Consider the following 26,291-nt stretch of genomic DNA (forward strand, 5'->3'; position numbering starts at 1 on the left):
ACTCATTTGCTTTGTCTTGCCAGATATTCCAGCGTCAGCGCTTTATAGGCGCGGGCGCCCGTACATTTGGGATCGTGCATCATGATAGGCTTGCCGTATGAGGAAGCCTCCACCAACCGCACGTTGCGGGGCACGACGATCTCGAACAGCCGCTTTGTAAAGAATTTTTTGATCTCTTCGGCGATCTGCTTGGAAATGAGCGAACGGCTGTCGTACATGGTGAGGACGACGCCGTCCACTTCCAGACCGGCGTTGAGATGCTGTTTCACGAGGCTGATGGAATTCATCAGTTGACTCAGTCCCTCCAAAGCGTAATATTCGCTCTGAATGGGAATGATGACCGAATCCGCACACGCGAGCGCGTTGATGGTCAGAAGTCCCAGCGAGGGCGGACAGTCTATCAATATGTAATCGTACCGCGAACGGATCTCTTCGAGAGCGTTCTTCAGTACGCGTTCGCGGTTCTTTTTATAGACCAGTTCGACTTCGGCGCCCGCGAGATCGATGTTGGAAGGCAAAAGGTCGAGATTTTCCACTTCCGTGGGCATGATGTTTTCCAATGCCTTTTCGTCGTCGATGAGGACGCTGTAAATGGATTGTTCGAGCGAACTTTTGGAAAAGCCCAGCCCGGTGGTGGCGTTGCCCTGCGGGTCCATGTCCACGAGGAGCACTTTTTTGCCCTCTGCGGCGATATACGCCGCCATGTTCACGCAAGTCGTCGTCTTACCCACGCCCCCCTTCTGATTTGAAAATGAAACTATTTTTCCCATTCTTTCACCGCTTTCGTCAATTTATGTTCCGCGGCGGAGCGCATCGGCGCTCCCCGCGGTCGTTTTTGTCACGTGGATCAGTGTTTCCGTTCGCCGTTTTCGTCCTCAAAGGGATCTTCGTCCTTTTTTTCTTCCGTCGGGGCGTCGTACCTCTTGAAAGGATTTTCCTGTGCGGCTTTTTCCTTGGTGTCCATATATTCGTTGATCTTTTCCAGCGGCTCGCCGTTCATCAGCATATCCACTTCGTCCGTATAAATGGTTTCGCGTTCGATCAAAAGTCTTGCCATGTTGTCGAGCACGGAACGTTTTTCCGTCAGTAATTTGGTCGCGCGGGCGTGTGCCTCTTCTATGATCTTGTGAACTTCCTCGTCGATCATGTTCGCGGTCTCTTCGCTGTAAGAGTTGTGGGCTTCCATATCCCTGCCGAGGAAGATCGGATTGTCCGAACCGTACGTGACAAGACCGACTCTTTCGCTCATACCCCATTCGGTGACCATTTTGCGGGAGATCTCCGTCACTTTCTGCAAATCGCTCGAAGCGCCCGTGCACACGTCCTTGATGACGATTTCTTCCGCCACGCGGCCGCCCAAGGTCATGCAGACGATGTCTTTGAGTTTATCTTTGCTCATATGGTTGTCGTCGCTGTCGGGCCGCGTCATCGTATACCCTGCCGCCATGCCGCGGGGAATGATGGAAACTTCCTGTACGGGATCGCAGTTCTTGCAAAGGCGTGCCAGAATCGCGTGCCCCGCCTCATGATAAGCGGTGATGCGTTTATCCGACTCTGTGACAAGGCGGCTCTTTTTCTGCGGCCCGACGAGCACCTTGTTGATGCCTTCGTACAATTCTTTATTGCCGATGAGTTTTTTATTCGCACGGGCGGCGAGAATAGCTGCCTCGTTCAAAAGATTTTCCAGATCTGCACCCGAGAACCCGCTCGTCATCCTCGCAAGTATTTTGAAGTTGACGTTGGGAGCCATCGGCTTATTTCTGGAATGCACTTTCAAGATCGCCTCTCTGCCGCGCACATCGGGCAGGTTGACGTAGACCTGACGGTCGAAACGGCCCGGGCGAAGGAGAGCGGGATCGAGGATATCCGCGCGGTTGGTCGCCGCCATGACGATAATGCCTTCGTTGGTCTCGAAACCGTCCATCTGCACGAGCAGTTGGTTCAAGGTCTGTTCGCGTTCGTCGTGACCTCCGCCGAGGCCCGTGCCTCTCTGGCGGCCGACGGCATCGATCTCGTCGATGAAGATGATACAGGGTTGGCTCTTTTTCGCCGCGTCGAACAGATCGCGCACACGCGACGCGCCGACACCGACAAACATTTCCACGAAGTCGGAGCCGCTTATCGAGAAGAAAGGAACGTTCGCTTCGCCCGCGACGGCTTTGGCAAACAACGTTTTACCCGTTCCGGGAGGGCCTACGAGCAGAATACCCTTCGGAATCCTTGCACCCAGATCGGAAAACTTTTTCGGAGATTTTAAAAACTCGACGACTTCGGCAAGTTCCGCCTTTTCCTCTTCCGCTCCCGCGACGTCTGCAAAACGCACCTTAATATTGGAATTGACACGCGCCTTGGATTTTGCGAAGCTCATCGCCTTGCTGCCTCCGCCCTGCGTCTGGCGTATGATGAGATAGAAGACCACGCACACGAGAATGATCCCGAAGAAAGGAATCAGATACGACCAGAAACTGCCCGCGTTGGGATCGGTGTAGGTATATTTGAAACCTGGATATTTCCCCGTCCATTCGTCGAGTTTCTGCGCGGTGTAATCGCCGCGGTCGCCGTACGCAAAGAAAATGTACTTGCCGTTCGCATTATATCCTTTATAAATATAATCGTCCACGACAATCGTTGTAACCCTCTCGCTTGCATCAACATTGGCAATCTTTTCTTCGTATTCAGAAAATTTGATTTCTGTGGCAGGGCTGTAAAAGCTCGTAAAAAGCGTAATCCCCAATAGGAGGATCACCGCCCCAAGCACCACCCAGAGAAGAATTTTCGATGATTTGTTCATTCAATTACTCCTTAAAAGTCCGTTTTATAACTTGTTTTTCTATTTGAATTCCCGCCGAAAAATTATGAACTGTTTTACCGACGTTTAATCAACTTTCCTTATTATATATATACAGGGGAAGAAAAATGCTTCCCTTACATAAAATAGGGTTGACTTTCGCACTATTCAGTATGTGCCAACTTAACAGATAAAATATCAGCCGCCTATCGATTCCCGTTTATTACCAATTTATAATGAAATAGTAAATTAGCGCTATTTTATTTCATAAATCATGTTACAGCGCCCGCAAACAATCGGCACATATTCATACGCTATTTATAAAAGCAGGGCAATCAAAGCCGCAAAAACTATTTGCCGTTCCGTAACAGCAAGAATATTTTCCTGTGGATTCTATCATACCATATCCTAAAAAAAAACACAAGGATTATTTGAAAAATAATTGAATTCTTGCTAATTTTTTACCGAATTATCATAAATTTACACACGAAATCATTATGCACCCATCAAAAACGACCCTTTTTTAACCTCTAAAATGTTTCATATGAAACTTCCCCGGTCAAAGCAATGTTTCACGTGAAACATTGCTTTGACCAACTGTTATGCACGCGCTCGCCCTTAAATTAATGTTTCATATGAAACATTAATTTAGACTATCAAGGCCACGTTTCATGTGAAACAGATAAATTTCTCTTTAATAGTAAATAGATTCCAAGCAGTCTCCTTTATTGAAACTATACATATTTTATCATATTTCAGATAAACTACCTGGTTTTTATCTGAAAAAACAGAAGATTTTAGGTCGGAAATTTTTCAAAAAAATAAAATTATTCTGTCTCAAATCGTCTGAGAGGCTTTTTTTAAAAGTCATAAACGCAACTAAAAATTTTCTGTCACAATATAAACGCATAAATATAAAGTTTAAAAAACAAAGTACGCAAATAAATAAACCCCTCTTACGCTAGTTATCAACACAAAATACATTAGATGCAATATTTGAAAAATGCACTTATCCACACTATGTGCACAATTTGTGGATAAATTAAACCGCGTAGAAGGTATAAATCGACGTGAATTTGTCAATAAAGTAGTATCAACGCACACACGGAGAATGACGCAAATGGAATATTCATTCAATATCTACAACAAGATGGCTGGCGCGGGTATATTGATGGCACTGAACGCGTATATAGGAACAAACGAAGCACCGCCTGTAATACTTTGCATAGGCAGCGATCTTGCGATCGGAGACAGTCTGGGACCTGTCTGCGGGACCATGCTGCAAAGCAAAAACTGCTATAAAGGGTGTTTCGTCTACGGGACGCTTAAAAAACCCGTGACCGCAAAAGAAGTAAAATATCTGAACGCATTTTTAAAAGAGACGCACCCGAATAGTAAAATCATTGCGGTAGATGCGGCAGTCGGCGCCGCGGGAGACATCGGTTTGATCAAAATCAATAATAAAGGGTTAAAACCGGGTCTTGGCGCCAATAAAAAACTTCCTGCGGTGGGAGACGTAAGCATTATGGGCATCGTCGCAGAAAAGTCGCTCTTTAATTATTCTTTACTGAATCTCACGCGCCTGAATTTAGTTTATAAAATGTCAGATATTATTTCCGATTCTCTGGCTACTTTTTTAATGAACGCGCATAAATCTTCTATGCGCCAAGTAATATAACATAAAAACAGCGCCCTAATTCAAATTTGGCGCTGTTTTTATGTTCAAAAAAAGAAATTATCCACATTATGTTGACAATTCTATAAATCGATCTTATAATATGGACAAGGAATGCCAAATCTTTCTGCATTCATAAGGAAAAAATCATGAATATACAAGAAACGGTACAAAAACAAAAATTGTACTTTCAAAAAGGAAACACTTTTCCGGTCTCATCGAGAATCAAGGCGTTAAAAGCCCTTCTCGCCGCCGTAAACGCGTGGGAAGATAAAATACTCGCAGCCCTCAGATCGGACTTAAATAAGAGCCCTGCAGAGGCTTATATGACGGAGATCGGCATGGTAAAGGAGGAGATCTCCTTTCAGCTGAAACACCTAAAAAAGTTCGCCGCGAAAAAGCGCGTTAAAACGCCGCTTGCGCAATTCAAAGCAAAAAGTTATACCTATCCCGCTCCTTACGGCGTCGTTCTGATCATGAGTCCCTGGAACTATCCCTTTCAACTCACTCTGGCGCCTTTGGCGGATGCGATCGCGGCAGGCAACTGCGCCGTCGTAAAGCCGAGCGCCTATGCGCCGAAGACAGCGCAGGTGATCGCGGACTTGCTCAAAGAAACCTTCGATCCCGATCATATCGCCGTGATCCTGGGAGGAAGGGCGGAAAACACCGAACTGATCCAACAAAAATACGACATGATCTTCTTTACAGGCGGTTCTTCCACGGGCCGCGTCGTCGCGGAAGCCGCGGCAAAGAATTTGACGCCCGTTGTTCTGGAACTCGGCGGCAAAAGCCCCTGCATTGTCAACGAAGACGCAAATATACCGCTTGCAGCCAAACGAATCGCGTTCGGAAAGTTCTTAAACGCGGGGCAGACTTGCGTCGCGCCCGACTACGTTCTCGTGCACAGGTCGGTACACGCGGCGTTTTTGGAGGCGCTCGAAACGCACATCATCAACATGTACGGCGAAAACGCGCTCACAAATCCCGACTATCCGAAAATCGTTAACGCAAAGCATTTTGCACGGATCTTGTCGCTCGTCGCGCCCGATAAAATCGTGTTCGGCGGAGATTCAGATGAGAGCGCTTTGAAGATCGCGCCGACCGTTCTCGACGGCGTAACGTTTACGGACAGAGTTATGAGCGAGGAGATCTTCGGACCTGTTCTACCCGTCATCGAGTTTGAAAGTTACGGACAAATCGCCGCGGCGATCGCACATCATCCGACGCCGCTCGCGCTCTATTATTTCGGAAAAGATAGCGATCTGAAACAAAGAATCCTGCGCGAGATCCAATTCGGAGGCGGCTGCGTGAACGATACCATCATACACCTTGCGACCACGCGCATGGGCTTCGGCGGCGTAGGGGAGAGCGGCATGGGCGCCTACCACGGCGAACGCGGGTTTTTTGCCTTTTCCCACGTCAAGAGCATCGTGGAAAAAAGCACCGCCATCGATATACAACTTCGCTATGCACCCTATAATGACAAAAAAACAGCGCAGTTGAAAAAATTCCTGCGCTGATTTTTAAATAAGTCTGTTATAATTTACATAATTCGTACAATTACCGTAAATATTTACAGTGAAAAAATATCTGACGTCTTTTCATGAATGCGTGCAATAAATTTTCCGTCTTCATAGATTGTGCGGGTTATTTTATAGACGCCCTCGAAACGATAGCCTACAACTTTTCCATTATAACCTTTGACGCGCTGAAAAGCAATTCTTTCTTCGCCCAACGGATCTTTCTCATGTTTGGTCATATCGGCTTGCAAGCCGCTGTACGCTTCAAAAATGCAATCTCTTTCGGCAGGGACTTTTAAAAACGGAATAATTTGCGATTTTGCAATGAACTGATTGCTCCAATTATTTTTTACGCTTCCGTCCATAAAAACAAACCAGGCATAATAATGATCCCCGTAGCGTTCACGGACTGTTTTCGGTATAAAATACGCTCTCATTGGTAGCGCGTCGCAGCCGAACGCCTGTGAACAGCAATCCTGAATCGTGGTTCCTCTGAAAAAATCTCCTTGTTTGATTTGCATAAGTATCTCCTTTTTTATTTATTTAACAGTTTTTTTGCCATATCTTTTGTTCTTTCGTCAACAGAGCCGTTTGTATCCGAAACAATTTGTTGTAAAGCATTTTTATGCAAGCCCAACCGAAAAATTTCCTTACCCGCCCGAATTTTCTGCGTTTTGATTTCTTCGGAATAGTTTTCTTTTACGATATCCATTAAATCGGATTCCGAATAATTTTGCAAATATATATAATATTTTACAAAAAATAATTTTCCTGTTTTTAAAATTAAATTCGCGGCTGTCTGACTGTTTTTCTCTTTTTCTTGCAATAATTTTCTTTGCTTTTCCTGAATTACATAATCAGGAGGATTTTTTTTATTTTCTTGCCTTACATATAAATACGCGCGAAAACAAGAAATAGCGGCAATGAGTTTAGGGAAAAACAGTAAAAAGGCTAACATTAACACTAACGCGAATATATAATCAAAAAATAAATAAAAGATTATACCAATCATTCCAAATAGATACCAAAGAATAAAAACGCTTTCTATAATTGACCAAATAAAAAGTTTTTTTTCCGCATTCCAAAATTTCGTTTCTATATCTCTTTCTTCTATATTTTGCATTTGCTTTTTCGTCAAGTTTTCATTTATTGGCTTAACATTTGAAATCATCCAACCGATTATAGAAGTGATCAATAAATATATATATAACCACCATGAAATATAAGAAACTGTCTTCCCTATAAGAGTAGAAATAAGTGCTCCTATAAATATTAAAAAAATTAAAATCGTAAAAATGGTATACCCACTCTTTGCCCAAGCCAACTGTTTGAAGATACGTTTATCTTCATAGTTTTTCATTTGCATAACAATTTCTCCTTGCATAAAAAAAAGTGTGCCTCAACAAGTGAGACACACCCCGAAAATGTACCTCGCTTGTTGCGACACAATTCTCCCTAACAGGAAAAGGAAGTACAAAATCGCATAGTTGTACTCCTGTCAGGAATATTGAATTGTGTCGCATTTTCATGATATCATAACCGGGAAAATTTGTCAATATAAAAACCCCTTTCCGATAATCACGGAAGGGGGTTTTTATTAAAAATTTATTCTTCGTCTTTTTTTTCGGGGGCCGCGTCGTCGGCGGTTTTGTTGCTGTTGCCGAGGTAGGTGCCGAAGAAGGGGGCGCGCTTGGCTTGCGGCCTGCCTTCGGGGCGGGGCCCTCTGTCCCGTCTGTCTCCGCCGCGTCTATCGTCTCGACCGCGGAAATCACGGTTGTCGCGGCCTTCCCCGCGGTTGTCGTCCCTGCCGCGGAAGTCGCGCCTATCGTCTCTCCTGTCACGGTTAAATCTTCTGTCGTCTCTGCCGCGGTTGTCCCTTCTGTCGCTTCTGAAGGGCCTGTCCGCGCCGGGGCGCAGATTGTTGGGCACGATCACGATAAAGCGGTTGGGTTCTTTTCCTTCGCTCACCGTCTTGACCTCGGTGGACTCGGACAGCGCCGAATGGATGATTCGGCGCTCGTAGGGGCTCATCGGTTCGATGGAAACCTTTCTGCCCGTGCGCACGGCCTTTTCAGCCAGTTTCTGCGCGAGGCGCTTTAACGTATCTTCGCGCTTTTCGCGGTAATTTTCGCAATCGACCACCACCCGCTTGTACTCTTCGCGCCCGATATTCGCGACCGCGCCCGCGAGCACCTGCAGGGAATCGAGGATCTCGCCCCTGTGTCCGATGACCGAATACGTGCTGGTCGTGATCACGTTGATCTTGGTGTTTTCTTCGTTTTCGACAAGTTCGTTGGTCGCGGGAATATTCAAAAGTTCCATGATGCCGTCGAGAAATTCGACCGCGCGTTCGCCGTCCGTCATCTTTTTACAGATCTTCACTTTCGCGGGCGTGGATTTGAACAGCCCTTTTTTCCCCTCTTCCAGTACGGTTATTTCCGCCTCTTCTTTGCTCAGATTCAGGGATTTTAACCCTTCCTCCACGGCCGCTTCGACCGATTTGCCGATGAATTCGTACTCTTTCATCTCTTTTTCTTTTCATTCCGCGTGATGACTTCGCTCTTCGCGCTTTGCGGAATCCTCCTGTTATATTTCTCCTGAAGTTCTTTTTCTTCAAGTTTTTTATACTTTTTGTCGATGATGAAGTTGGTGCCGAGCGAACTTAAAATACCGAACACCGAACTTACGATCATGTAAATACTGAACGCCGCGCTGTACATGAACGAGAATATACCGAACATGATCGGCATGACGATCATCATGATCTTCTGCGTCTTTGCGCCCTGTCCGTTTGCCGTCTGCAATTCGTTCTGCGCTTTCTGGCTCTTGGACATAACGAACTGCGAAAGGAACATCGTGCCGATGGATACGACGATCAGGATAAAGTATCCGTTGGGCTCTTTCAGTTCGCTCTGCAAATTGGCTGTGATCTCGTTGTAAAAAGTTTCGCTGATAAAGTTACCGTTGTCTTTGATTCCCAGAAAACTCTTGAAATCTTTATAATTTTTCATGGGATGATTGAACGCGGTATCGGGATACCAGATATTTTTCACCCACAGGAAACTGACCTGGTTTTCGTGATAAGATTCTTCCGAAGCGGCGCGTCCGATATTCTGCATATACCGACGGCAGATAAAATCGTCGTCCTCTCCCTCATGTTCGGCTCGCAGCGCGTCTAAACTTTCCTCGATAGACGGATCGGCGACCATCGTCTCCGTTTCCACATAGTAGACTGTGCTGACGGGATAGGCATCGGTATCGGCAAAATCGCGGTCGTCTTTATTCGTGGTGATCTTCGTCTGGGTTTCTTCAAAAGAGATATATTTTCCGTCTTCGCGGAAAGTTTTGGTCATCGTAACTTTATACTGCATGACTCCTTCCGCATTCTTCCCGTATTCCGAACAGGTATAGACGGGCTCGGGATCCAAATCGCGGGAGGGGGCGTATTCCAGAACGGCGGCAGAATAATCGTTCGCCATCTGGTTGAAAACTTGCAGGTCTGTATATCTGGAATAACTGTTGAACGCGTTCAAAACGAGCATGAATACGACGAGCGACACGATGAGGGGCAGACAGGCTCCGAGCATGGAATAGCCGTTTTTCTTGTACAGTTCCATCATTTTGGCATTGTACATCTGCTGGTCGTTGGCGTACTGTTTCTGCAATTTTTCCAACTGCGGCCGCATTTTTTCCATTTTCAGGCTGTTTTTCCGCATCGACGCCTTGGAATAGACGTCGAGCGGCAGCGTGATCAGTTTTAATATCAAAGTGAAAACGACTACGCCAACGCCAACGATGCCGATCGCGTTGATCAGCCCGTTGATGAGTTTGGCGATCCAATTCATACTCACGCTGTCGCCGTTAAAGAACAGAGTGATGATATTGCTCTGCAATAAATAATTTAACATTCTTTGTGTTGTCCTTCTCTTTTTAAAGGGATTTTTGCGCAAAACGCGCGGATGGCTTGTCCCTGATTCACAGGACCCATCGTTTCCGGATGAAATTCTCGGGAGCGGGATCGTATCCCCCTTTGGAAAACGGATTGCAGCGCAAAAGCCGCCAGCACCCGAGCAATATCCCTAAAATGACGCCCTGGTTATTGATGCATTCCAGCATATACTGCGAACAGGTAGGGCGGTAAAGGCACGTTCCTTTGGAAAAATATCTTTGGTAAAAGAGAATCGCCCGCATACAGAACATTTTGATATACGGTTTAAACACGTGCCTGCGAAGATATTTGATTGTCTTTCTGAAATTTTGCCGACTCATTTATATAAGCCTTCTTTTTTAAACATCGCCCGAAGGCCTTTTCGAAAGTTCTCCAAAGAATACTCGTCGGCTTGTTTGGGTACGAGAACGATCGCACAGGGCGATTTGAGATGTCCGCATTCGGCGCGGAACGCTTCTCTCAAAAGCCTTTTTATACGGTTTCGCATAACGCTCTTTCCGTGCTTTTTACTGACGCACAGTCCCAGCGAAACTTTCGCGGCGGGCATATACATCATAAGCAAATAGGGGGAAAAAGATTTTTTTCCCCGCGCAAACATTCTCTGAAACTCGTTGTTTTTTTTGAGTCTGGTATACAAAATAAATTAAGCGGAGAGTTTCGCTCTGCCTTTGTCTCTTCTTCTCTTTAAAGTTTTTCTTCCGCCCTGCGTCTTCATTCTTTTGCGGAAACCGTGTACTTTGCTTCTCTGTCTCTTTTTCGGCTGATATGTTCTTTTCATGATAGATTTCTCCTAATTTTAGTTTTTGCTCAAAATATTATACCTAAAAACGCCGCGCTCTGTCAACCGTTTTTACGCGTTTGTGCGCACGGGGAGCAACAAATACAGATACGCGTCCCCGTTTACGGGATAAATCACGCAAGGAGCCACCGCGCCGTTAAAGCCTATGCGCGTCTTTTCGTCGCTGACGGCGTTGATGCACTCGCTCACGAACTTGGAGTTGAGCGCGATGGTGACGTCCTTGCCGTCGAGCATGATCTTTACGCTCTCGTTGACTCTTCCTATGGAAGTATTGGAACTGACGTTCGCCGCGCCGTCTTTGATATCGAACACGATGATGCTGTTTTTATCCGTCCTCGCGAGGATGCTCGCCCGATCGACGCTCGCGGCGAGCGCCGCGCAATCGACGACGATCTCGCTGGAAAACGACTTGGGTATGATATTCGCGCGGTTGACGAACTCGCCGTCGTAAAGGCGGCTGGTAAGAACGGTATCGTCCACGCTGACGAGCATCATGCCCTTCTGCACGTAGACGACGATTTCCTCTCCTTCGCCCGCAAGCATGCGCGCGATCTCGTTGAGGGTGCGCGCGGGACAGATGACGGAAATATCCTCGCTCATGGAGATGACGTTGCGCTTGCACACCGCCATGCGGTAACCGTCGAGGGCGGTGAAAGTCACCATTCCTTCTTTCGCCTCGATGAGGCAGCCTTTGAGCACGGGGCGCGAATCGTCCTGCGCGCAGCAGAACGTGGTGCGCGCGATCAGTTCTTTCAGATCTTTCTGCAAAAGCGTGAACTGATTCTCGCCGATTTCCATGTCGATGGAGGGAAAATCATCCGCGTTCAGAAGTTGTATGACGCTCTCCGCGTCCGCATATTGGATGGTCAGTTTGTCCCCGTCGGTGGAAAGGGTAATCTGCACGTTCTCCAATTTCTTGATAAAGTCGGAAAAATACTTTCCGGGAACGGCGATTTCGCCTTCTTCGAAAACTTCCGCGTTGATTTTTTTCTGTATGGCGATCTCGCCGTCGGTGGATACAAGCGTCAATCCGTCGTTCTTCGCCGAAATTTTAATACATTCCAGAATGGGGTTGGTGGTCTTGGTGCTGCACGCCTTGACGACTTTCATAACCGCATCGGAAAGATCCAGCCCTTCGCATATAACTTTCATAAAAACCTCCGTAATGGAAACGAATTCCCTTTCCCGAACGGGAAGAATGATACTTTACTTTTTTTATTTATAGGTATTATATTTATTAATATGTTCTGTTGAAATGTGGACAAACTCCCCCGAAACGGTGAGAGGTGCTTTTATTATATAGAAAAACGCCCGAAAAAGCAAGCAACTTTGCGCACAAAAGATGTGGACAAGCAGGCTTTTTTTTGTGGAGATACCTGTGGGCAATTCGTGGATAAGTGGAAATCTTCCCGGCGCCGGAAGGAAGTGTTTTTTCCCGAAAAGGAGTGTGGAACCACAAAAAAGGGAGTTGTCCCGATTTCCACAGAAAGTTGTCCACTTGTGGAAAAATCGGGGTGGGGACAATGTTTCGAAAAAAATGTTGTAAATTCGCAAAGTGTATGATATAATAAATTCATGGATACACAATGGGCGCAAAAATATCTCGATATACTGGAAAGAGATGAAATCGCGCAAAAAATGCAGGCTTTCTACGATCTTCTCGTATTTTATAACGAAAAGTTCAATCTTACTCGCATTATCGGGCGCGAAGAATGCCGCATCAAGCATTTTTTGGACAGTATCTGCGCCGAAACGTACTTTCCCGCGGGCGCAAACGTCGCGGAGATCGGATCCGGCGCAGGGTTTCCCTCGCTGCCGCTTAAAATCGTGCGGGACGATCTTTCATTCGCATTGGTGGAGTCCGTCGAAAAAAAGTGCGTTTTTTTACGCGAGGCGGTCAAAGAACTCGGCCTGAAAAATATACAAGTTATCCACATGCGCGCCGAAGACGGCGGAAAAAACCGCGCGTACCGCGAAAAATTCGACGTGTGCTGCGCCCGTGCGGTCGCGCGGCTCAATACCCTTTCCGAATACTGCGTGCCTTTCGTAAAGATCGGCGGCCGCTTTATCGCGTATAAGGGCAGCGCAGAAGAGGAACTTCGGGAAGCCGAAAACGCGTTCCGCGTTCTGGGAGTAAAAACGGTCGCCTGCGAGCGGTACGATCTCCCCGAGGAAATGGGTAAGCGTACGCTCATCGTCGCGGAAAAAATTTTTTCCACCCCCGCGGCTTATCCGCGCGGTAACGGGAAAGAGCGGGGAAAACCGCTGTGACAAAGGAAGAATTGCAAAAACTGGCGGCGGGAGGCAAGATCTGCGCGCTCACGGGGCACAGGAAACTGGGCTACGATTTCGACGAAACGCAACTTAAAGAAATTTTCGTCCGTCTGATCGGCGAGGGTTTTACGCTGTTTCTTTCGGGTATGGCCGTGGGTTTCGATACGGCGTGCTGCCGCGTGCTCTATAAACTGCGCGAAACGTACGATATCGCGATCGTCGCCTGTATCCCCTTTGCGGGGCAGGAAGAAAAGTTTTCGCCGCGGCAGAAAGAAGTGTATAAAAATTACGTGGAAGCGAGCGACGGGAAAGTCGTTCTGTATCCGCGCTATCAGACGGGCTGTTATTTCGACAGGAACCGCTACATGGCGGACATGGGCGATCTGCTGATCGCCTACCTGCGCGAAGAGAAAGGCGGCACGTTTTATACCGTAAATTATGCGAAATCGAAAAATATCCGCATTTTGTACGTATAATAGAAGAGTATAAGAAATTTTTTCGAAAAGGAGGTTTCTATGGGTTGGTTCAACAGTCTTTCCGCATTGGAAAAGACGTATTTCATCATCGCCTGCGTGGCGTCGGTGTTTCTGATCATACAGATATTATTTATGGTGTTCGGGGGCGACGGCGACGCGGACGCCGACGGGGATATCGACGGTGACGGCGCATCCGACGGCGGCGGCGATTCGGGCGTTACGCCCTTTTCCGTCAAAGGCATCGTGGCGTTTTTTGCAGTCGGCGGCTGGACGGGGCTCCTGATGCTCTCTTACGACGTGCACGTGGCGGTATCCGTCATCGTATCGCTCGTCGCGGGAGGCGCGGCGCTCGTCGCGGTTTGGCTCATTCTCCGTTCCATTCTGAAATTGCAGGATAACGGCACGCTGGTCATGGAAAAGATCGTCGGAAAAACGGCGACCGTTTACGTCAGCATCCCGCCCAAAAGAAGCGGGCGCGGCAAAGTCACCATGACGGCGCAGGGAAGATTCACCGAACTCGACGCGGTCAGCGACGAGGAAGAGCGCATTCCCGTCGACGAAACGGTGGAAGTCGTCGAAGTCGTCGGCGACTGCCTCATCGTCAAACGCAAAGAAGCGTAACAAAACTTAAATCAAATATAAGGAGAGAAATATGCAACCTTTTATCATCGTACTCATCGTAGTCGTGGTGCTCGTGCTGTTCATGATGTTCTTGATGCTCGTCACGCGCTACAAGAAGTGCCCGCCCGATAAGATCATGGTCATCTTCGGTAAAGTCGGCTCGGATAAAGAAGGAAACAACCGCAGCGCGAAGTGTATCCACGGCGGCGCGGCGTTTATCTGGCCGCTCGTGCAGTCGTATACCTATCTCGATCTGACGCCCATTTCCATCGCCGTCGACTTGAAGAGCGCGCTTTCGCGCCAGAATATCCGTATCGACGTGCCCTCCATCTTCACGGTCGGCATTTCCACCGAACCCACCATCATGGAAAACGCGGCGGAAAGGCTCAAAGGGCTGAAACTCACCGAGATCCAGGACGTCGCCAAAGATATCATTTTCGGCCAGTTGCGTCTGGTCATCGCGACGATGAATATCGAAGAGATCAATACCGACCGCGATAAATTTCAGGAAGCGATCTCCCGCAACGTGGAGGGCGAACTGAAAAAGATCGGCCTTCGTCTGATCAACGTCAACGTGACGGATATTTCCGACGAATCGGGCTATATCGTCGCGCTCGGCAAAGAAGCGGCGGCGAAAGCCATCAACGACGCGAAGATCTCCGTCGCGGAAGCGGATAAGAACGGTTCCATCGGCGAAGCGAACGCGAAAAGAGAAGAGCGCGTCATGGTCGCGGAAGCGGAGAGCCAGGCGATCAAGGGCGAATCCAAGGCGAAAGCGGAGATCGCGAGAACGCGCGCGGCGCTCAGAGAACAGGAAGCGGAGGCATTGAAACTCGCCGTCACCGCGGAAAAAGTACAGGCGGCAAAGGCGCTCGAAGAGAGTTACGTCGCCGAAAAGCAGGCGGAACTTACGCGCGCCGCGAAAGAAAAAGCCACGCAGGAAGCGGACGTCATCATCAAGAGCGAGATCGAAAAGCGCAAGAAAGAGATCGAAGCGGATGCCATCGCGGAGCAGAGCCGCCGTATCGCACGCGGCGAAGCGGACGCCATCTTCGCGAAAATGGAAGCGGAAGCGCGCGGTATGAAAGAAAAACTGTCCAAACAGGGCGAAGGTATTGCCAAACTGGTTTCCGCCGCGGGCGGCAAAGCGGACGACGCGGTGCGCCTGATGATCGCCGATAAACTCGAACAGCTCGTTTCCGAACAGGTCGAGGCGATCAAGAATATCAAGATCGACAAAGTGACCGTATGGGACGGCGGCAACAACGCGGACGGAAAATCCACAACGGCGAACTTTTTGAGCGGGCTTTTGAAGAGCCTGCCCCCCTTAGAAGAAATGTACAATATGGCGGGGCTTTCCCTGCCCAAGATCGTCGCGCCGCAAAAAGAGGACGACAAAGAAGAAGAGGAAGGAAAAGAGTAATTTTTTCGGGCGGAATTTCCCGGCGGGGAGGATTCCGCCCTTTTTTCGGTAGGTGAGAAAATGGAAAAAATCGTATTCAGCGACGGGGACAGCATCCGCGTTCTGGACGAAGGGGAAGAGGGAACGTACGCGAGCCAATATATCGCGGACTACCGCGAGCGCATGCGCCGCATGGTCAAGAACAAGGAATGGAAACACAGCGGTATGGGCGCGATGTTCCGCGGGGATACCATGTCCGAAGTCGGCATGGATTCGGAAACGCGCGTGGACGCGTACATAAATTCCGTACATGCCGCGGGCGAGGATAAGGTGCTCTATACGTTTACCGTGAATCAGACGTCGGGCGTCATCGAAAAAACGCTTTCCGCAAAAAAAGACGGCGAACGCTTTATTTTGCATACCAACGACGGGGAACTCCTCTCTTCCGATTACAACGTGACGGACGGCAAATTCGTCGCCGAACTCAAACGGGGAGAGATCTCTTCCGACCTCGTGTTGTTAGATACCGAGCGCGGCGATTACGTCAGCATCACCGACGGCGATTCGCGCGACGAAAACCCGTCGTTTTCCAAAAAGCGCCCGGGCGTCATTCTGTACGATTCTCTGGCGGCGGGCAGGAACGCGCGCGGCGAATTCGTTGAATACGCGCCCGCGGCCGTTTACGAGTACGACCTCAATACCCTCGACTTGAAAGAGATCCGCGCGAGCGAAAAATATTCTTATATCAAGCCCGTGGAGGACGAAAACGGCGATATTTACTGTATCCGCAAGCCCGCCAAAGAGCGGGACCGGCACAATCCCGTCGTGGAGATCCTGCTCATTCCGTATAGATTGCTGATGGCGATCGTCAACTTCATACAGATCTTCGTGGTGTTTTTTACGGGAAAAACGATGACGGGCGGCGGCAATAACCCCGCCAAAGGCAGGGATACCGATTCCCGTCAAATGATCATCCGCGGCAACGTGATCGAAGTGGACAAGGAGATCGCGCGCAACAAAAAGTTCAAGGATAAAGACCTCGCTTTTATTCCCGCGAGTTGGAAACTCGTGCGGATCCGCGGCGGAGAGGAAGAGGAGATGAAAAGCGGGATCTGCGATTTCAGCCTTGCGGAAGGCGGCGTCGTCTGCACCAACGGCCGCAAAGTTTTTTTTCTGAAAGAAGGCAAGAGCGAGAAGATCGCCGAGGGCGAACTCGTTTTGAACGTGGCGACCGTCACCCGCGCGCCCGAAAGCGGGGATCTGTTCGATCTGTAAGAAAAAAGATGTTTTCTTGTCAAAAGAAAGCATCTTTTTATCATGAAAAAACAAGAACGGCTTTTCCTTTTCCGCTATAATAAAAGAAAAAACCGAGGAGATCATGAAACCGAACGTTCTGTATTCTTATTATCCCGCGCAATGGCATAGAAATTTATGGCGAGAAGGATTCGTCGCGGGCAACGGCCGGACGGGCATCAACGTGCTCGGCGCCGTACAGCATGAAACTGTGCTCTTGAACCGCGGCGACCTTTGGACCGGGCTGAAAAAGACGTCCCTCCCCGACGTGTCGGATGCTTTGAAACAGATGCGGGAACTGCGCAAAAAGGGTCAGTTTTTACAGGCCGACCGCGCGATTTGCGACGCGCTCGTCCAAAAAGGCTATAAAGCGTCGTGTTCCGTTCCTCTTCCTTTGGGACAACTGGACATCGTTCGGGAAAAGGGCGGCATCTTTGAAAATTACCTTCGTTCTCTCGATATGGACAGCGGCGAGATATGCGTGCGCTGGAAAAGCGAAGGAAACGCTTTCGAGCGAAGATATTTTGTCGACGCAGCGGACGACCGCGCATATATCGGTATCCGCAGTTCGATAGAAGATTCCTTTATTCTGCGTTTGCGCACGCGCGACGAGCGCGACAGTCAGTTTCCCTGCCCTCCGTACGTCGCGGAAAGCGCGGCCGTAAGCGCCGAAAACGGGCGCGTCGAATATTCCGCCCGAAACGACGACGGACTGTATTTCGGCGCGAATCTGTGTTTAAAGACGGACGGAAAAATCAGCGTTTCAAACGCCGAAATCCGCGTGAGCGGCGCTACGGATACGCTGCTTTGCGTCGGATTATACGCAAACCGCGAACGTCCCGTTCAGGAAACGATCAAATTGACTAAGGGATACGAAACGCTCTTTGCAAGGCATAAAAAGGCTTTTAAAAGGCAGTATCGCGGAACGGAGATCAACTTATACCGGGGAAAAAGCCACGCAAACGAAGAGTTGCTGCTGCAAGCGCAAAAAGACGGACTTTCGACGGAACTCATCGAAAAAATGTTTCGGTACGGGCGATATCTGTTCGTCAGCGGCACGAGTGCGGGCGCGCTCCCGTTCGCGCAGTACGGGCTGTGGTTCGGCGATTACAATGCGCAGTGGAGCCAAAACGTACTCAACGAAAATCTGGAAATGATTTACGAGCAGTCTTTTTGCGGTAATTTGATCGACCGCCTGCTGCCCGTGTTCGATTATTTCGAGAGCAATCTCGAAGAATACCGCGAAGCGGCGAAAAAACTTTTCGGCTGCCGCGGCATTTGTATACACGCATATAGTTGCCCGAATATGGGGGGCGTGGCGGTAAATGTGCCCGTCATCACCAACTGGACGGGTGCAGCGGCATGGATCGCGCATTTTTACGTGAAGTATTTCGAGTTTACCCAAGACGAAACCTTTCTCGTTTCGCGCGCGCTTCCGTTTTTAAAAGAAGTCTGCCTGTTCTATCTCGATTTTCTTTATCTGAACGAACGCGGGGAAATCGAGATCTATCCTTCCGTATCTCCCGAAAATTCACCGAAGAATTTTGTCGGGGAAAATGCGGAAACGCTCTCGCATCCCATGCCCTCGGCAATCAACGCGGCGATGGATGTCGCACTCGTCAGAGAAGTTTTTACGCAATATCTTTCTCTTTCGGCAAGAGCGGGGCAAACCGATGAAAACGAAAAAAAAATGCGGCAAATTCTGAATCGCCTGCCCGCGTATCGGACGGAGGACGGCGCGTTCAAGGAATGGTGCTTCGACGGGTTTTCGGAAAATCATAATCACCGCCACTTTGCGCACCTGTATCCTCTTTGGCCAGGGGACGAGATCAAAGAGGAAAGCGAGTGGTTTGAAGCCTGCCGCCGCGCTTTAGAGCGCCGCACGGAAAACGGGCTGCATCACCAGAGCGGCTGGTCGCTCACGCACCTTTGCAATCTGTACTGCCGCCTGCACGACGGCGAAAGGGCGTACGAATGCCTGAAATTTCTCGTGAAGAGCGACGTATTGCAAAATCTGATGACCGTGCACAACGATTGGAGAGGGATGGGGATGAGCCTGCACTCGGACGATATCGTGCCCGTCCAGTTGGACGCAAATCTCGGTTTCGTCTGCGCCGTGCAGGAAATGCTTCTTCACTGCGAAGCAAACAGAGTGGAAATACTGCCCGCTCTGCCCGCCGCGTTACGAAAGGGAAGGGCAAAAAATCTGCGGCTGTTTCAATATACCGTCAGCCTCGAATGGGATACGGAACAAAAAACGCTGAAAATTTCTACCGACTGTCCCGATCTCGGCGCGTACGATCTACGCCTTCCGAAACAGTTTTCCAATGTAAAAATCAACTGAAAATAAAAGAGCCCCGCCTTTAAAAAGGCGGGGTTTTTTTAGTTTTTTCCCTTTTTACGATATTGTCCGGGCGACGCACCGAAGCGTTTTTTAAATTGCGAAATAAAATAACTGAGCGAATCGTACCCGATCTGCGAGGATATCTGTAAAACCGATTTATCCGTCTGCCGCAAAAGTAGGGCGGCATAATTCATTTTTTGGCGGATGAGATATTCGATGGGGGAAACTCCCACGTATTTTTTGAATTCGCGCGTGAGGTGTTCGTGCGAATAGTCGGTCAGCGTCACCACGTTTTCCAGCGGGCCGCAGATGATGCGGTAACTGTTCATTTCCGTCAGTACGTTGGTCAGCCAGGGCGGATATTTGGAATTTTTTTCGTTTTCGAAGAGGATGCCCAGCATAAACGCCGCCAGAGATTTTTGCACGATCCTGTCGTTTTCCGTGATGTCGTCGGGATTGGCGAGTTGCAAGAGCCGCAGTTTTCTGTCTAAAATCGTCAACAGTTCTTCGCCCAACTGCACGACGGGGCATTCGCGGCTGCCGACGGTCAGTCTTTCGTACAGATCGGGCGAGAGCGCGCCGCAGACCTTTTTCATTTCGTCGTCGCCTAAATACAGGTCGCGGTGTTCGTAATTCTTTTTGTCCGTCACGCGAAAATAATGCCAGTCGCCGGGTTTTGAAAGGAAAAAACTGCCGCGCTGCACGAAATAAGCCTTTTCATTGATAAAACTTTTCGCGCTGCCGCGCAAAATGATCGTGAACTCCCACGACGTGTGGCAGTGCTTTTCATTGACTTCGAAGGAGACCGCATAGGTGAGCGGATGGTACAGATCTCCGGGATTGTGTTGATTCATGAAACTTTCCTCCGTTCAAAATTCTAACACAAATAGCCATGTTTTTCAAGAGAAATATCAAAAAAAAGCAATTTTATATTAAGAAAAAGCAAGAAAACGGCGCATGAATAATGTAAAATGGCCGTAACGATGGATACTGCATGGATCATTGACAATTTAAAAACAAACGGGGAGATCTGCCCAATCACCGACGCAAAGACGGTGCGGCTGACGTTTGAAATAAAAAAGAGACGCGATCATAACGACGCCATACGGTTTTTCGCGGAAGGAAGAACCGAACGGGAAAAAATGGCTTTTCGCGTTCCCATAGAGGCGGGGAGGCAAGAGGCATACGTGAGTGCGGGCGAAGCGCGCGAGAAAGTATTCTGGCGCGTTCGGGGTTACGAGAACGGGAAACTTGTCGCAGAGTCCGAAGAGAGTTATTTCGAGCGCGGACTCTTGGGCAAGTTTTGCAGCGGCCGATGGATCGAACTTTCTTCTTACCGCGGAAAATTGCCCCTGTTCCAAAAAACATTTTGCGTGCGGGGCGCGCTTGAACGGGCGCGGCTCTACGTGACGGGACTGGGATACTATGTATCCTATCTCAACGGCGCGCGTACCGACGAACTATATCTGAAACCGCTCGTCAGCGAATACGACGAACGCGCTCTCGAAAATATCCTCTGCTATGCGGTGCAGCAGCCGAAACGGCGCATTTATTATAACGCGTTCGACGTTTTACCTCTTTTGAAAGAGGGGGAAAACGTACTATCCGTACTTCTCGGCAACGGGTGGTATCACCATAAGGAAAAGAGCGTCGAGGGAGACTATTCTTACGGGATTCCCAAAACGCTTTTCGAACTGCATCTGGAGTATGCCGACGGAACCTCTGCGATCGTCGCGAGCGACGAAACGTGTTTTGTCTATGAAACCGAACGCGAAGCCACGCTGTTTCGCGGCGAGCGCGTGGATTTTCGGGAAAAATCAGATCTGACGAAACTGATCGCAAAAGACAGGGCGGACATCTGTAAAAAGATCCCTACGGGAAAATTGTGCGCGGCGCCCGCTTGCGGCGATTACGCGGCAAATTGTATTTTGCCCGTTGCCAGTTATTATTTCGAAAACAGCGTCACGCTGGATTTCGGTAAAAATCATGCGGGAAATCTATCAATAAAAATTTCGGGAATCCGCGGTGCGCACGTGCGCGTCGTTTACGGTGAAAAGATGACGCCCGACCGTCACGTCGACCACTATTCGTCCAGTTGGGGCGTTCTTATTCAGAACGACCGCTTGATTTTGAGCGGCGAAGAGGATCGATTCGCCGCGGAATTTACCGTGCACGCCTACCGATATGCGGAGATCGTATGGGATTCACCCTGTAAAATTCTGAGCGTAGTTTCACAGGAAACCCACAGTTATGTGGGGGAGCCGTCAAAATTTACCTGTTCCGACCGACAGTTGGAACGGCTGACGGACGTCTGTACGCAGACGTTCGTTTCCAATATGCACGGAGGAATTCCGAGCGATTGCCCGCACAGGGAGCGGCGCGGCTATACGGGCGACGGACAGATCACCTGCGAAGCGGTGTTCTACGCCGTGGAGGCGGAAGTCTTTTACCGCAAATGGCTTATAGATATCGAGGATGCGCAGGACGGCGTCACGGGATTCGTCCCGCACACCGCGCCCTTTTCGGGCGGGGGCGGCGGTCCTTCCTGGGGCTATGCGATCTGCGCCGTGCCCGAAATATTGTACAGGCACACGGGCGATAAAAAGATCGTGAAGGAAGCCCTTCCGCACGTTCGCCGCTGGACGAAATACTTAAAGACGCGCATGAACGCAGAGGGACTTATCGACCGCGAGGAACGCGACTGGTGTCTCGGTGAATGGTTCTGTCCCGAGAGAGTACTCATTCCGCCCGAATTCGTCAATACGCTCGTGTACATAAAATCTCTTCGCCGTCAGCAGAAATTTTCACGACTTTCGGGCGAACGGGAAAACGTTACCCAAGAGATCGAGGCGGCGGCGGATGCGGTCAACCGCGCATTTTTGGCTGCGGACGGCAATTATTGCGGCAACGTACAGGGCGCAAACCTTTTCGCGTTGGACGCGGGCGTCGTGCCTTTGTCTTTGCGTGAAACGTGCTGGCAAAATTGTGTAGAGCATTACTCCGAAGATACGCTTTTTCACGTCGATACGGGTATTTTCGGCACGGAAATACTGTTCCGTATGCTGTTTGAACGGCATCGTGCGGATATCGCGCTGAAAATTTTGCAAAAGACAGACTATCCGTCTTACGGCTATATGCTGAAACAGGGCGCCACGACGCTTTGGGAATGCTGGTCCGAGGACGTTTCCCCCGATTACGCGGACGCGGCGGGCACGCTCAACAAGGGCTATCCCGTATCGCATAATCATCCCATGTTCGGTTCCGTGCTCGCCGTAATGTACCGTTTCGTGGCGGGTCTGGATATCGGTGAGATCGGCAGCGCGAAAAAAATCCGCGTCAGTCCTCTGTGCTGCAAACTTTTGGACAATGCCTCCGCGTCGGTCCGCACCGTGTACGGCGAAGCGGCGATCGCATGGGAACGCAAGGAAGAAAATTTAAACTTATTTCTCCGTATTCCGACGGGCTGTTATGCCGAATTCGACGAAGGATTCCGCGGGCAATGGCTTTACGAGGGCGGAAATCTTCCAAAACGGCTGCAAGGCGGCGAATATACGATAAAATTTCTAAAGAAGGAGAGAGCGGCGAATGGGATTTAAAGAGGGCTGGCAGGCGATCAATATGCAGATGCCGGACGCAGTGCCCCGCACCGAATACAGCGCGCACGTGCATTGGGAACTCGTCGAAAAAGTGACGGGCATCGATACGAAAAAAATCGAAAACCGCGACCGCGCGAGCGCCGCGTTTATCAAAAACTGGGATTTTTCCCTTCTGTGGTACGCGAACATCCATAAAAACTATCTCGAACGGTTCGGAAAAATTTCCAATATGGGACACGCGGTATATGCGGAATCATCTGCGGGCGGCTCGGATAAGGACGAAAACACGTCAGTACTGTTCAAAGACGTGGACGAAGCGCTCGCGCTCGATTGCACGAAATTTTACGGCGAATTCGATCAATCGGAACTCATCGCGACCTACGAGCGGGAATACGAGGCGATGTGCCGCGATTATCCGGATACGGTGAATATGGGCGGGGTGTACATCACTCTGGTATCGGGTCTGACGTACGTGTACGGCTGGGAAATGTTTTTGGAATGCATGGCGTATGAAGAATTCGACAGAGTCATGCAGAGTTATTACGAGTGGGTGAAACAATTTTACGAGGCTTTCGCCAAAAGTAACGTTCCCGTTCTGATGATGCACGACGATATCACCTGGACGAGCGGCAAGTTCGCCTCGCGCGCATGGTACGATCAAAACGTGTTGCCGTATCTGAAAAAACTTCTGGAACCCTGCAAACGCGCAGGGAAAAAGATCCTTTTCACCTCGGACGGAAATTACGGTGAGTTTACCGACGCAATCGTGGACTGCGGCGCGGATATGCTCTTTTTCGAACCGCATTCCGACATGGAAGGGTTCGCAAAGAAACACGGAAAGACGCACGGGTTCGTCGGCGACGTCGATACGCGCGTACTGCTTTCGGGAAGCAAAGAGGACATCGAAAGAGAGGTCAAGCGGGTCATGGAGTTCGGAAAACGCTATCCTGGATTCGTAATGGCGGTGGGAAATCACATACCGCCCAACACGCCCGTGGATAACGCGCTGTGGTACGACGAGTTTTACCGCAAGTACCGCGCAAGATAAAAAAGGGAGGAAAACGATGAATAAAAAGGGGCTTGCATTGATTTTAGGAGGTTTATTGGCTATGACGAGTCTGGCAGGCTGCGCATCTTCAGGCAAGGAGAACGAAAAGGATCCGCCCGACTGGTCGCAGAGCGGCGACGGCTGGATACAGTTGTTCGAGGATAGAAAGTTCGATCGCGGCTTCGGCGCGGGCTGGATCTACGGCACCAGTTTTACGGGCGACAACGCGCTGAAAAAGGGCGTTCCCCTCACCTACCGCGATATCGGGCAGGATATTTATATTCAGCCCGTAGGCAAAGCGACCAAAGAAGACGGCGTGACGTCGAGCGGCGCGGAAAACGATACCTTCTGGGAATTGGAAGAGGGCGCCAAAAAGAATATCGTGGACGAACTCGGTTCCCCCGTGGACGAACTGCACGATTTCCGACTTTGCGTCAAGAGCGAAGTCAAGGAAAATTCTTCCGCGAAAATGCTGATCGAACAGTACAACGACTATCTGCACGACCATTATCCGTCTTTGTACGAATCGAATCCCAAATTCGTAAAGTCATTGGAAAGCGACAAGCAGGGGAAACTGACCGTCCGCTACAATTCTTATAACGATATCAGTAATTCCGCGTACGCGTATAGCGGAGATTTTGCCAACAATACCTGGCCGCACCTCTACGTGCACCAGAATTTCCGACAGGAAATAGACATGGCGCAGTTCGATAAACTCGAATACAAGGTAACGATGAAAGTGTCGGAAGCGAAACAGATCAACGGCTGGCCCAACGGCGAGTCCGACCGTTACGATCAACCCGCGTTACCGTCTGATGCAGCCAAGTCCAATTCCGAAGCGAGTCTGCAAGGCACGTTTTTCTTTCGCAGCAAAAAGTCGAGCGGGGGATTCTTCGTCGGCATGAACTACTTTTCGACCACGCCTTCCAATCAGACTGAAATTTTCAACATGGACCAGCACGGGCAGGCGTTTTACCGCATCGGACCCGCGGAGGAGCAGGGAAGTTATTTCGATCTCGAAGGGGAGAAGATGGAGATCGGCAAAGAAGTTACGGTCAAATACGATCTCTATAAAATGGTCAACTACGTACTGATTAGAAAGTTGCAAAACAAGAGCGAAACGATCCAGGTCGGCGGACAAAGCGTTGCCAACCCCTGGTACAACGTATCCGTGGACGATCTCACGCTGAGTTTTTACCAGGTCGGCTGGGAAAACATGGGAAACTGGGATTGTACGTTTTCGATGAGCGACTTATCTTTGAAGGCATATACAAAATAAAAGGAGGAAATCATGAAAAAATTTGTCAGTATGCTTGCAGTTCTCGCGCTATGCTTAGGCTGCATGCTGTCGGGTATCAGCGCCCTTGCCGCCGAGGAGGAGCCCGCGTATTTCAACGCGGCAAAAAAGGAATACTTTGCCGAAAAGGCCGGGCCCAACGTGACCATTTCCATGGAAGACGTCACCGATTACAACGGCGTCGAGGGGGATACGGGACTGCTCGTGAAAATGACGCCCGTTGCGAAAGACGACACGTTCACCAACGGCTACGTGTATATGAAACTGCCGCTGAACGTCACGAACGCGTCCGTCACGCTGAAAGTGCTCGGCCCCACGGACGGGAGCGACGCGCCGCAGGCGCACTTCAACAAAAAAGTGCAATGGTGGTCGGTCGGTTTCCATCAGAAAGCCAATACAGACTTGTTTTCCGAAAGCGCCAAGGGCGTGACCTACATGATGTGGGGCATGAAGACCAAACTGATGGAAAACGGTTATTGGCAGGGCGAGGAAAATTTGTCCTGCAACACCGACTGGGGCGCGTTTCCCACGATCGGAGAACATACTTACGCGGTGAAAGCCAACGCGGAAAATCCGGATAATTTCGATTTCCAGGCGGACGCGATCTTCCCCGCGCAGTGCGACCCCTATGCGGGAACGCAGAACGACCCTTCCGCAACGTTGAAGCCCTATCAGATGCACGTTTCGGATTTTGAAAACAACGAAGCGTATCTGCATATCGGCATGGCGCAGCCCGCCGTCGCGGGCGAAAACGTCGAAGAGTTCGTCTTTCTCGTCAAGACGGTCAACGTGCAGAAAGTGTATCCCGAATCCGTACAGATCGGAAACGGCAGCATTACGGAAATGCAGAAAAAACCCGGCGAAAAATTCGTTTTGCCTCATACGTTCAAACCTGCGACGGGCATCACCGAAACGGACGTGACGTGGAGTTCGGACAACGAAACCGTTGCCAAAGTAGACGCGAAGAGCGGAGAGATCGAAACGCTGAAAGAGGGCGAAGCGACGATCACGGTCACGACCGTTAACCAAAAGACGGCGAGCATCAAGATCGTCGTCAAGGAAGAAACGATCGCGCCCCCTCCCGACGATACGGACAAGGAAGGGGATAAAGGCTGCGGATCCGCCGTATTTGCGGGCGCGGGGATCGGCATCGCGGGCTTGCTTGCGCTCGGCGCTGCCGCCGCGATGATCCGCAGAAAGAGAGGTTGA

General features: G+C 49.7%; 23 protein-coding genes. 12 read left to right on the forward strand and 11 right to left on the reverse strand.

Features of this window, described 5'->3' with window-relative positions; translation table 11 throughout:
• Window positions 1-2: 2 nt before the first annotated feature.
• The gene (locus tag ESZ91_RS04615) at window positions 3-770 is read right to left on the reverse strand and encodes a ParA family protein (protein ID WP_129224576.1); all 768 of its coding nucleotides are present in this window, start codon (window positions 768-770) and stop codon (window positions 3-5) included.
• A 77-nt stretch (window positions 771-847) separates the two neighbouring features.
• Window positions 848-2,791 carry an ATP-dependent zinc metalloprotease FtsH gene (gene ftsH, locus ESZ91_RS04620; RefSeq protein ID WP_129224578.1) on the reverse strand — a complete coding sequence of 648 codons (1,944 nt, stop codon included), beginning with the start codon at window positions 2,789-2,791 and terminating at the stop codon, window positions 848-850.
• A gap of 1,117 nt (window positions 2,792-3,908) precedes the next feature.
• On the opposite strand from ftsH, the gene yyaC reads away from it, so the two are divergent.
• Together yyaC and ESZ91_RS04630 are read left to right on the forward strand one after the other, a co-directional pair.
• Window positions 3,909-4,466: a spore protease YyaC gene (yyaC, locus tag ESZ91_RS04625; RefSeq protein ID WP_161971053.1), complete on the forward strand. Its 558-nt coding sequence runs from the start codon at window positions 3,909-3,911 to the stop codon at window positions 4,464-4,466.
• Window positions 4,467-4,612: 146 nt separating this feature from the next.
• Window positions 4,613-5,983 (forward strand): aldehyde dehydrogenase, encoded by a 1,371-nt coding sequence (locus ESZ91_RS04630; RefSeq protein ID WP_201270849.1) that lies wholly within the window; start codon window positions 4,613-4,615, stop codon window positions 5,981-5,983.
• 53 nt (window positions 5,984-6,036) lie between these two features.
• Here the strand turns inward: ESZ91_RS04630 and ESZ91_RS04635 are convergent, their stop codons facing one another.
• From ESZ91_RS04635 to dnaN, 8 genes are all read right to left on the reverse strand, one after another.
• Window positions 6,037-6,504 carry a hypothetical protein gene (locus tag ESZ91_RS04635; protein WP_129224584.1) on the reverse strand — a complete coding sequence of 156 codons (468 nt, stop codon included), beginning with the start codon at window positions 6,502-6,504 and terminating at the stop codon, window positions 6,037-6,039.
• A 14-nt stretch (window positions 6,505-6,518) separates the two neighbouring features.
• Complete coding sequence (locus ESZ91_RS04640) at window positions 6,519-7,349, reverse strand: MraY family glycosyltransferase (RefSeq protein WP_129224586.1); 831 nt, start codon at window positions 7,347-7,349, stop codon at window positions 6,519-6,521.
• Between the two features lie 239 nt (window positions 7,350-7,588).
• Window positions 7,589-8,509 (reverse strand): RNA-binding cell elongation regulator Jag/EloR, encoded by a 921-nt coding sequence (gene jag, locus ESZ91_RS04645; RefSeq protein WP_129224588.1) that lies wholly within the window; start codon window positions 8,507-8,509, stop codon window positions 7,589-7,591.
• On the reverse strand, window positions 8,506-9,891 hold the full coding sequence (locus ESZ91_RS04650) for a YidC/Oxa1 family membrane protein insertase (protein WP_129224590.1): 1,386 nt from the start codon (window positions 9,889-9,891) through the stop codon (window positions 8,506-8,508). Before ESZ91_RS04650 ends, jag begins: the two co-directional genes overlap by 4 nt.
• A 67-nt stretch (window positions 9,892-9,958) precedes the next feature.
• A complete protein-coding gene (yidD, locus tag ESZ91_RS04655) occupies window positions 9,959-10,252 on the reverse strand; it encodes a membrane protein insertion efficiency factor YidD (RefSeq protein WP_201270850.1) in 294 nt (97 codons plus the stop codon).
• Window positions 10,249-10,569 (reverse strand): ribonuclease P protein component, encoded by a 321-nt coding sequence (gene rnpA, locus ESZ91_RS04660; RefSeq protein ID WP_268878042.1) that lies wholly within the window; start codon window positions 10,567-10,569, stop codon window positions 10,249-10,251. The genes yidD and rnpA overlap by 4 nt, the downstream gene beginning before the upstream one ends.
• A 6-nt stretch (window positions 10,570-10,575) precedes the next feature.
• Entirely contained in the window at window positions 10,576-10,710 is a 135-nt protein-coding gene (gene rpmH / locus ESZ91_RS04665; RefSeq protein ID WP_129224594.1) for a 50S ribosomal protein L34, read from the reverse strand.
• 72 nt (window positions 10,711-10,782) lie between these two features.
• The gene (gene dnaN, locus ESZ91_RS04670; protein ID WP_129224596.1) at window positions 10,783-11,883 is read right to left on the reverse strand and encodes a DNA polymerase III subunit beta; all 1,101 of its coding nucleotides are present in this window, start codon (window positions 11,881-11,883) and stop codon (window positions 10,783-10,785) included.
• A gap of 423 nt (window positions 11,884-12,306) precedes the next feature.
• Between dnaN and rsmG the strand changes: the two genes are divergently transcribed.
• The 6 genes from rsmG to ESZ91_RS04700 all read left to right on the forward strand — a co-directional run bounded on the left by rsmG (window position 12,307) and on the right by ESZ91_RS04700 (window position 19,141).
• Entirely contained in the window at window positions 12,307-13,002 is a 696-nt protein-coding gene (gene rsmG / locus ESZ91_RS04675) for a 16S rRNA (guanine(527)-N(7))-methyltransferase RsmG (RefSeq protein ID WP_129224598.1), read from the forward strand.
• Entirely contained in the window at window positions 12,999-13,481 is a 483-nt protein-coding gene (locus ESZ91_RS04680) for an SLOG family protein (protein WP_129224600.1), read from the forward strand. The genes rsmG and ESZ91_RS04680 overlap by 4 nt, the downstream gene beginning before the upstream one ends.
• Before the next feature lie 39 nt (window positions 13,482-13,520).
• Window positions 13,521-14,102: an NfeD family protein gene (locus ESZ91_RS04685; protein WP_129224602.1), complete on the forward strand. Its 582-nt coding sequence runs from the start codon at window positions 13,521-13,523 to the stop codon at window positions 14,100-14,102.
• A gap of 31 nt (window positions 14,103-14,133) precedes the next feature.
• Window positions 14,134-15,525, forward strand: a complete 1,392-nt coding sequence (locus ESZ91_RS04690; RefSeq protein WP_129224604.1) for a flotillin family protein — start codon at window positions 14,134-14,136, stop codon at window positions 15,523-15,525.
• A gap of 60 nt (window positions 15,526-15,585) precedes the next feature.
• Complete coding sequence (locus tag ESZ91_RS04695) at window positions 15,586-16,779, forward strand: hypothetical protein (RefSeq protein WP_129224606.1); 1,194 nt, start codon at window positions 15,586-15,588, stop codon at window positions 16,777-16,779.
• Window positions 16,780-16,882: 103 nt separating this feature from the next.
• Complete coding sequence (locus ESZ91_RS04700) at window positions 16,883-19,141, forward strand: glycosyl hydrolase family 95 catalytic domain-containing protein (RefSeq protein WP_129224608.1); 2,259 nt, start codon at window positions 16,883-16,885, stop codon at window positions 19,139-19,141.
• 38 nt (window positions 19,142-19,179) lie between these two features.
• Here the strand turns inward: ESZ91_RS04700 and ESZ91_RS04705 are convergent, their stop codons facing one another.
• Window positions 19,180-19,995, reverse strand: coding sequence for a helix-turn-helix domain-containing protein (locus ESZ91_RS04705; protein WP_129224610.1), 816 nt, complete (start codon window positions 19,993-19,995; stop codon window positions 19,180-19,182).
• 117 nt (window positions 19,996-20,112) lie between these two features.
• Here ESZ91_RS04705 and ESZ91_RS04710 point away from each other — a divergent pair, with 117 nt between their 5' ends.
• From ESZ91_RS04710 to ESZ91_RS04725, 4 genes are all read left to right on the forward strand, one after another.
• Complete coding sequence (locus ESZ91_RS04710; protein ID WP_129224612.1) at window positions 20,113-22,737, forward strand: family 78 glycoside hydrolase catalytic domain; 2,625 nt, start codon at window positions 20,113-20,115, stop codon at window positions 22,735-22,737.
• A complete protein-coding gene (locus ESZ91_RS04715) occupies window positions 22,727-23,785 on the forward strand; it encodes a uroporphyrinogen decarboxylase family protein (protein WP_129224614.1) in 1,059 nt (352 codons plus the stop codon). Before ESZ91_RS04710 ends, ESZ91_RS04715 begins: the two co-directional genes overlap by 11 nt.
• Before the next feature lie 61 nt (window positions 23,786-23,846).
• Window positions 23,847-25,064 carry a hypothetical protein gene (locus tag ESZ91_RS04720; protein WP_129224616.1) on the forward strand — a complete coding sequence of 406 codons (1,218 nt, stop codon included), beginning with the start codon at window positions 23,847-23,849 and terminating at the stop codon, window positions 25,062-25,064.
• A 12-nt stretch (window positions 25,065-25,076) separates the two neighbouring features.
• Window positions 25,077-26,291 (forward strand): Ig-like domain-containing protein, encoded by a 1,215-nt coding sequence (locus ESZ91_RS04725; protein ID WP_129224618.1) that lies wholly within the window; start codon window positions 25,077-25,079, stop codon window positions 26,289-26,291.

The sequence above is a fragment of the Candidatus Borkfalkia ceftriaxoniphila genome (assembly GCF_004134775.1).
Classification (GTDB): domain Bacteria; phylum Bacillota; class Clostridia; order Christensenellales; family Borkfalkiaceae; genus Borkfalkia; species Borkfalkia ceftriaxoniphila.

Coding starts and splice junctions, on each gene's coding strand:
- ESZ91_RS04615 (WP_129224576.1), bottom strand. CDS start 770: ATGGGAAAAATAGTTTCATTTTCAAATCAGAAGGGGGGCGTGGGTAAG.
- ftsH (WP_129224578.1), bottom strand. CDS start 2,791: ATGAACAAATCATCGAAAATTCTTCTCTGGGTGGTGCTTGGGGCGGTG.
- yyaC (WP_161971053.1), top strand. CDS start 3,909: ATGGAATATTCATTCAATATCTACAACAAGATGGCTGGCGCGGGTATA.
- ESZ91_RS04630 (WP_201270849.1), top strand. CDS start 4,613: ATGAATATACAAGAAACGGTACAAAAACAAAAATTGTACTTTCAAAAA.
- ESZ91_RS04635 (WP_129224584.1), bottom strand. CDS start 6,504: ATGCAAATCAAACAAGGAGATTTTTTCAGAGGAACCACGATTCAGGAT.
- ESZ91_RS04640 (WP_129224586.1), bottom strand. CDS start 7,349: ATGCAAATGAAAAACTATGAAGATAAACGTATCTTCAAACAGTTGGCT.
- jag (WP_129224588.1), bottom strand. CDS start 8,509: ATGAAAGAGTACGAATTCATCGGCAAATCGGTCGAAGCGGCCGTGGAG.
- ESZ91_RS04650 (WP_129224590.1), bottom strand. CDS start 9,891: ATGTTAAATTATTTATTGCAGAGCAATATCATCACTCTGTTCTTTAAC.
- yidD (WP_201270850.1), bottom strand. CDS start 10,252: ATGAGTCGGCAAAATTTCAGAAAGACAATCAAATATCTTCGCAGGCAC.
- rpmH (WP_129224594.1), bottom strand. CDS start 10,710: ATGAAAAGAACATATCAGCCGAAAAAGAGACAGAGAAGCAAAGTACAC.
- dnaN (WP_129224596.1), bottom strand. CDS start 11,883: ATGAAAGTTATATGCGAAGGGCTGGATCTTTCCGATGCGGTTATGAAA.
- rsmG (WP_129224598.1), top strand. CDS start 12,307: ATGGATACACAATGGGCGCAAAAATATCTCGATATACTGGAAAGAGAT.
- ESZ91_RS04685 (WP_129224602.1), top strand. CDS start 13,521: ATGGGTTGGTTCAACAGTCTTTCCGCATTGGAAAAGACGTATTTCATC.
- ESZ91_RS04690 (WP_129224604.1), top strand. CDS start 14,134: ATGCAACCTTTTATCATCGTACTCATCGTAGTCGTGGTGCTCGTGCTG.
- ESZ91_RS04695 (WP_129224606.1), top strand. CDS start 15,586: ATGGAAAAAATCGTATTCAGCGACGGGGACAGCATCCGCGTTCTGGAC.
- ESZ91_RS04700 (WP_129224608.1), top strand. CDS start 16,883: ATGAAACCGAACGTTCTGTATTCTTATTATCCCGCGCAATGGCATAGA.
- ESZ91_RS04705 (WP_129224610.1), bottom strand. CDS start 19,995: ATGAATCAACACAATCCCGGAGATCTGTACCATCCGCTCACCTATGCG.
- ESZ91_RS04710 (WP_129224612.1), top strand. CDS start 20,113: ATGGCCGTAACGATGGATACTGCATGGATCATTGACAATTTAAAAACA.
- ESZ91_RS04715 (WP_129224614.1), top strand. CDS start 22,727: ATGGGATTTAAAGAGGGCTGGCAGGCGATCAATATGCAGATGCCGGAC.
- ESZ91_RS04720 (WP_129224616.1), top strand. CDS start 23,847: ATGACGAGTCTGGCAGGCTGCGCATCTTCAGGCAAGGAGAACGAAAAG.
- ESZ91_RS04725 (WP_129224618.1), top strand. CDS start 25,077: ATGAAAAAATTTGTCAGTATGCTTGCAGTTCTCGCGCTATGCTTAGGC.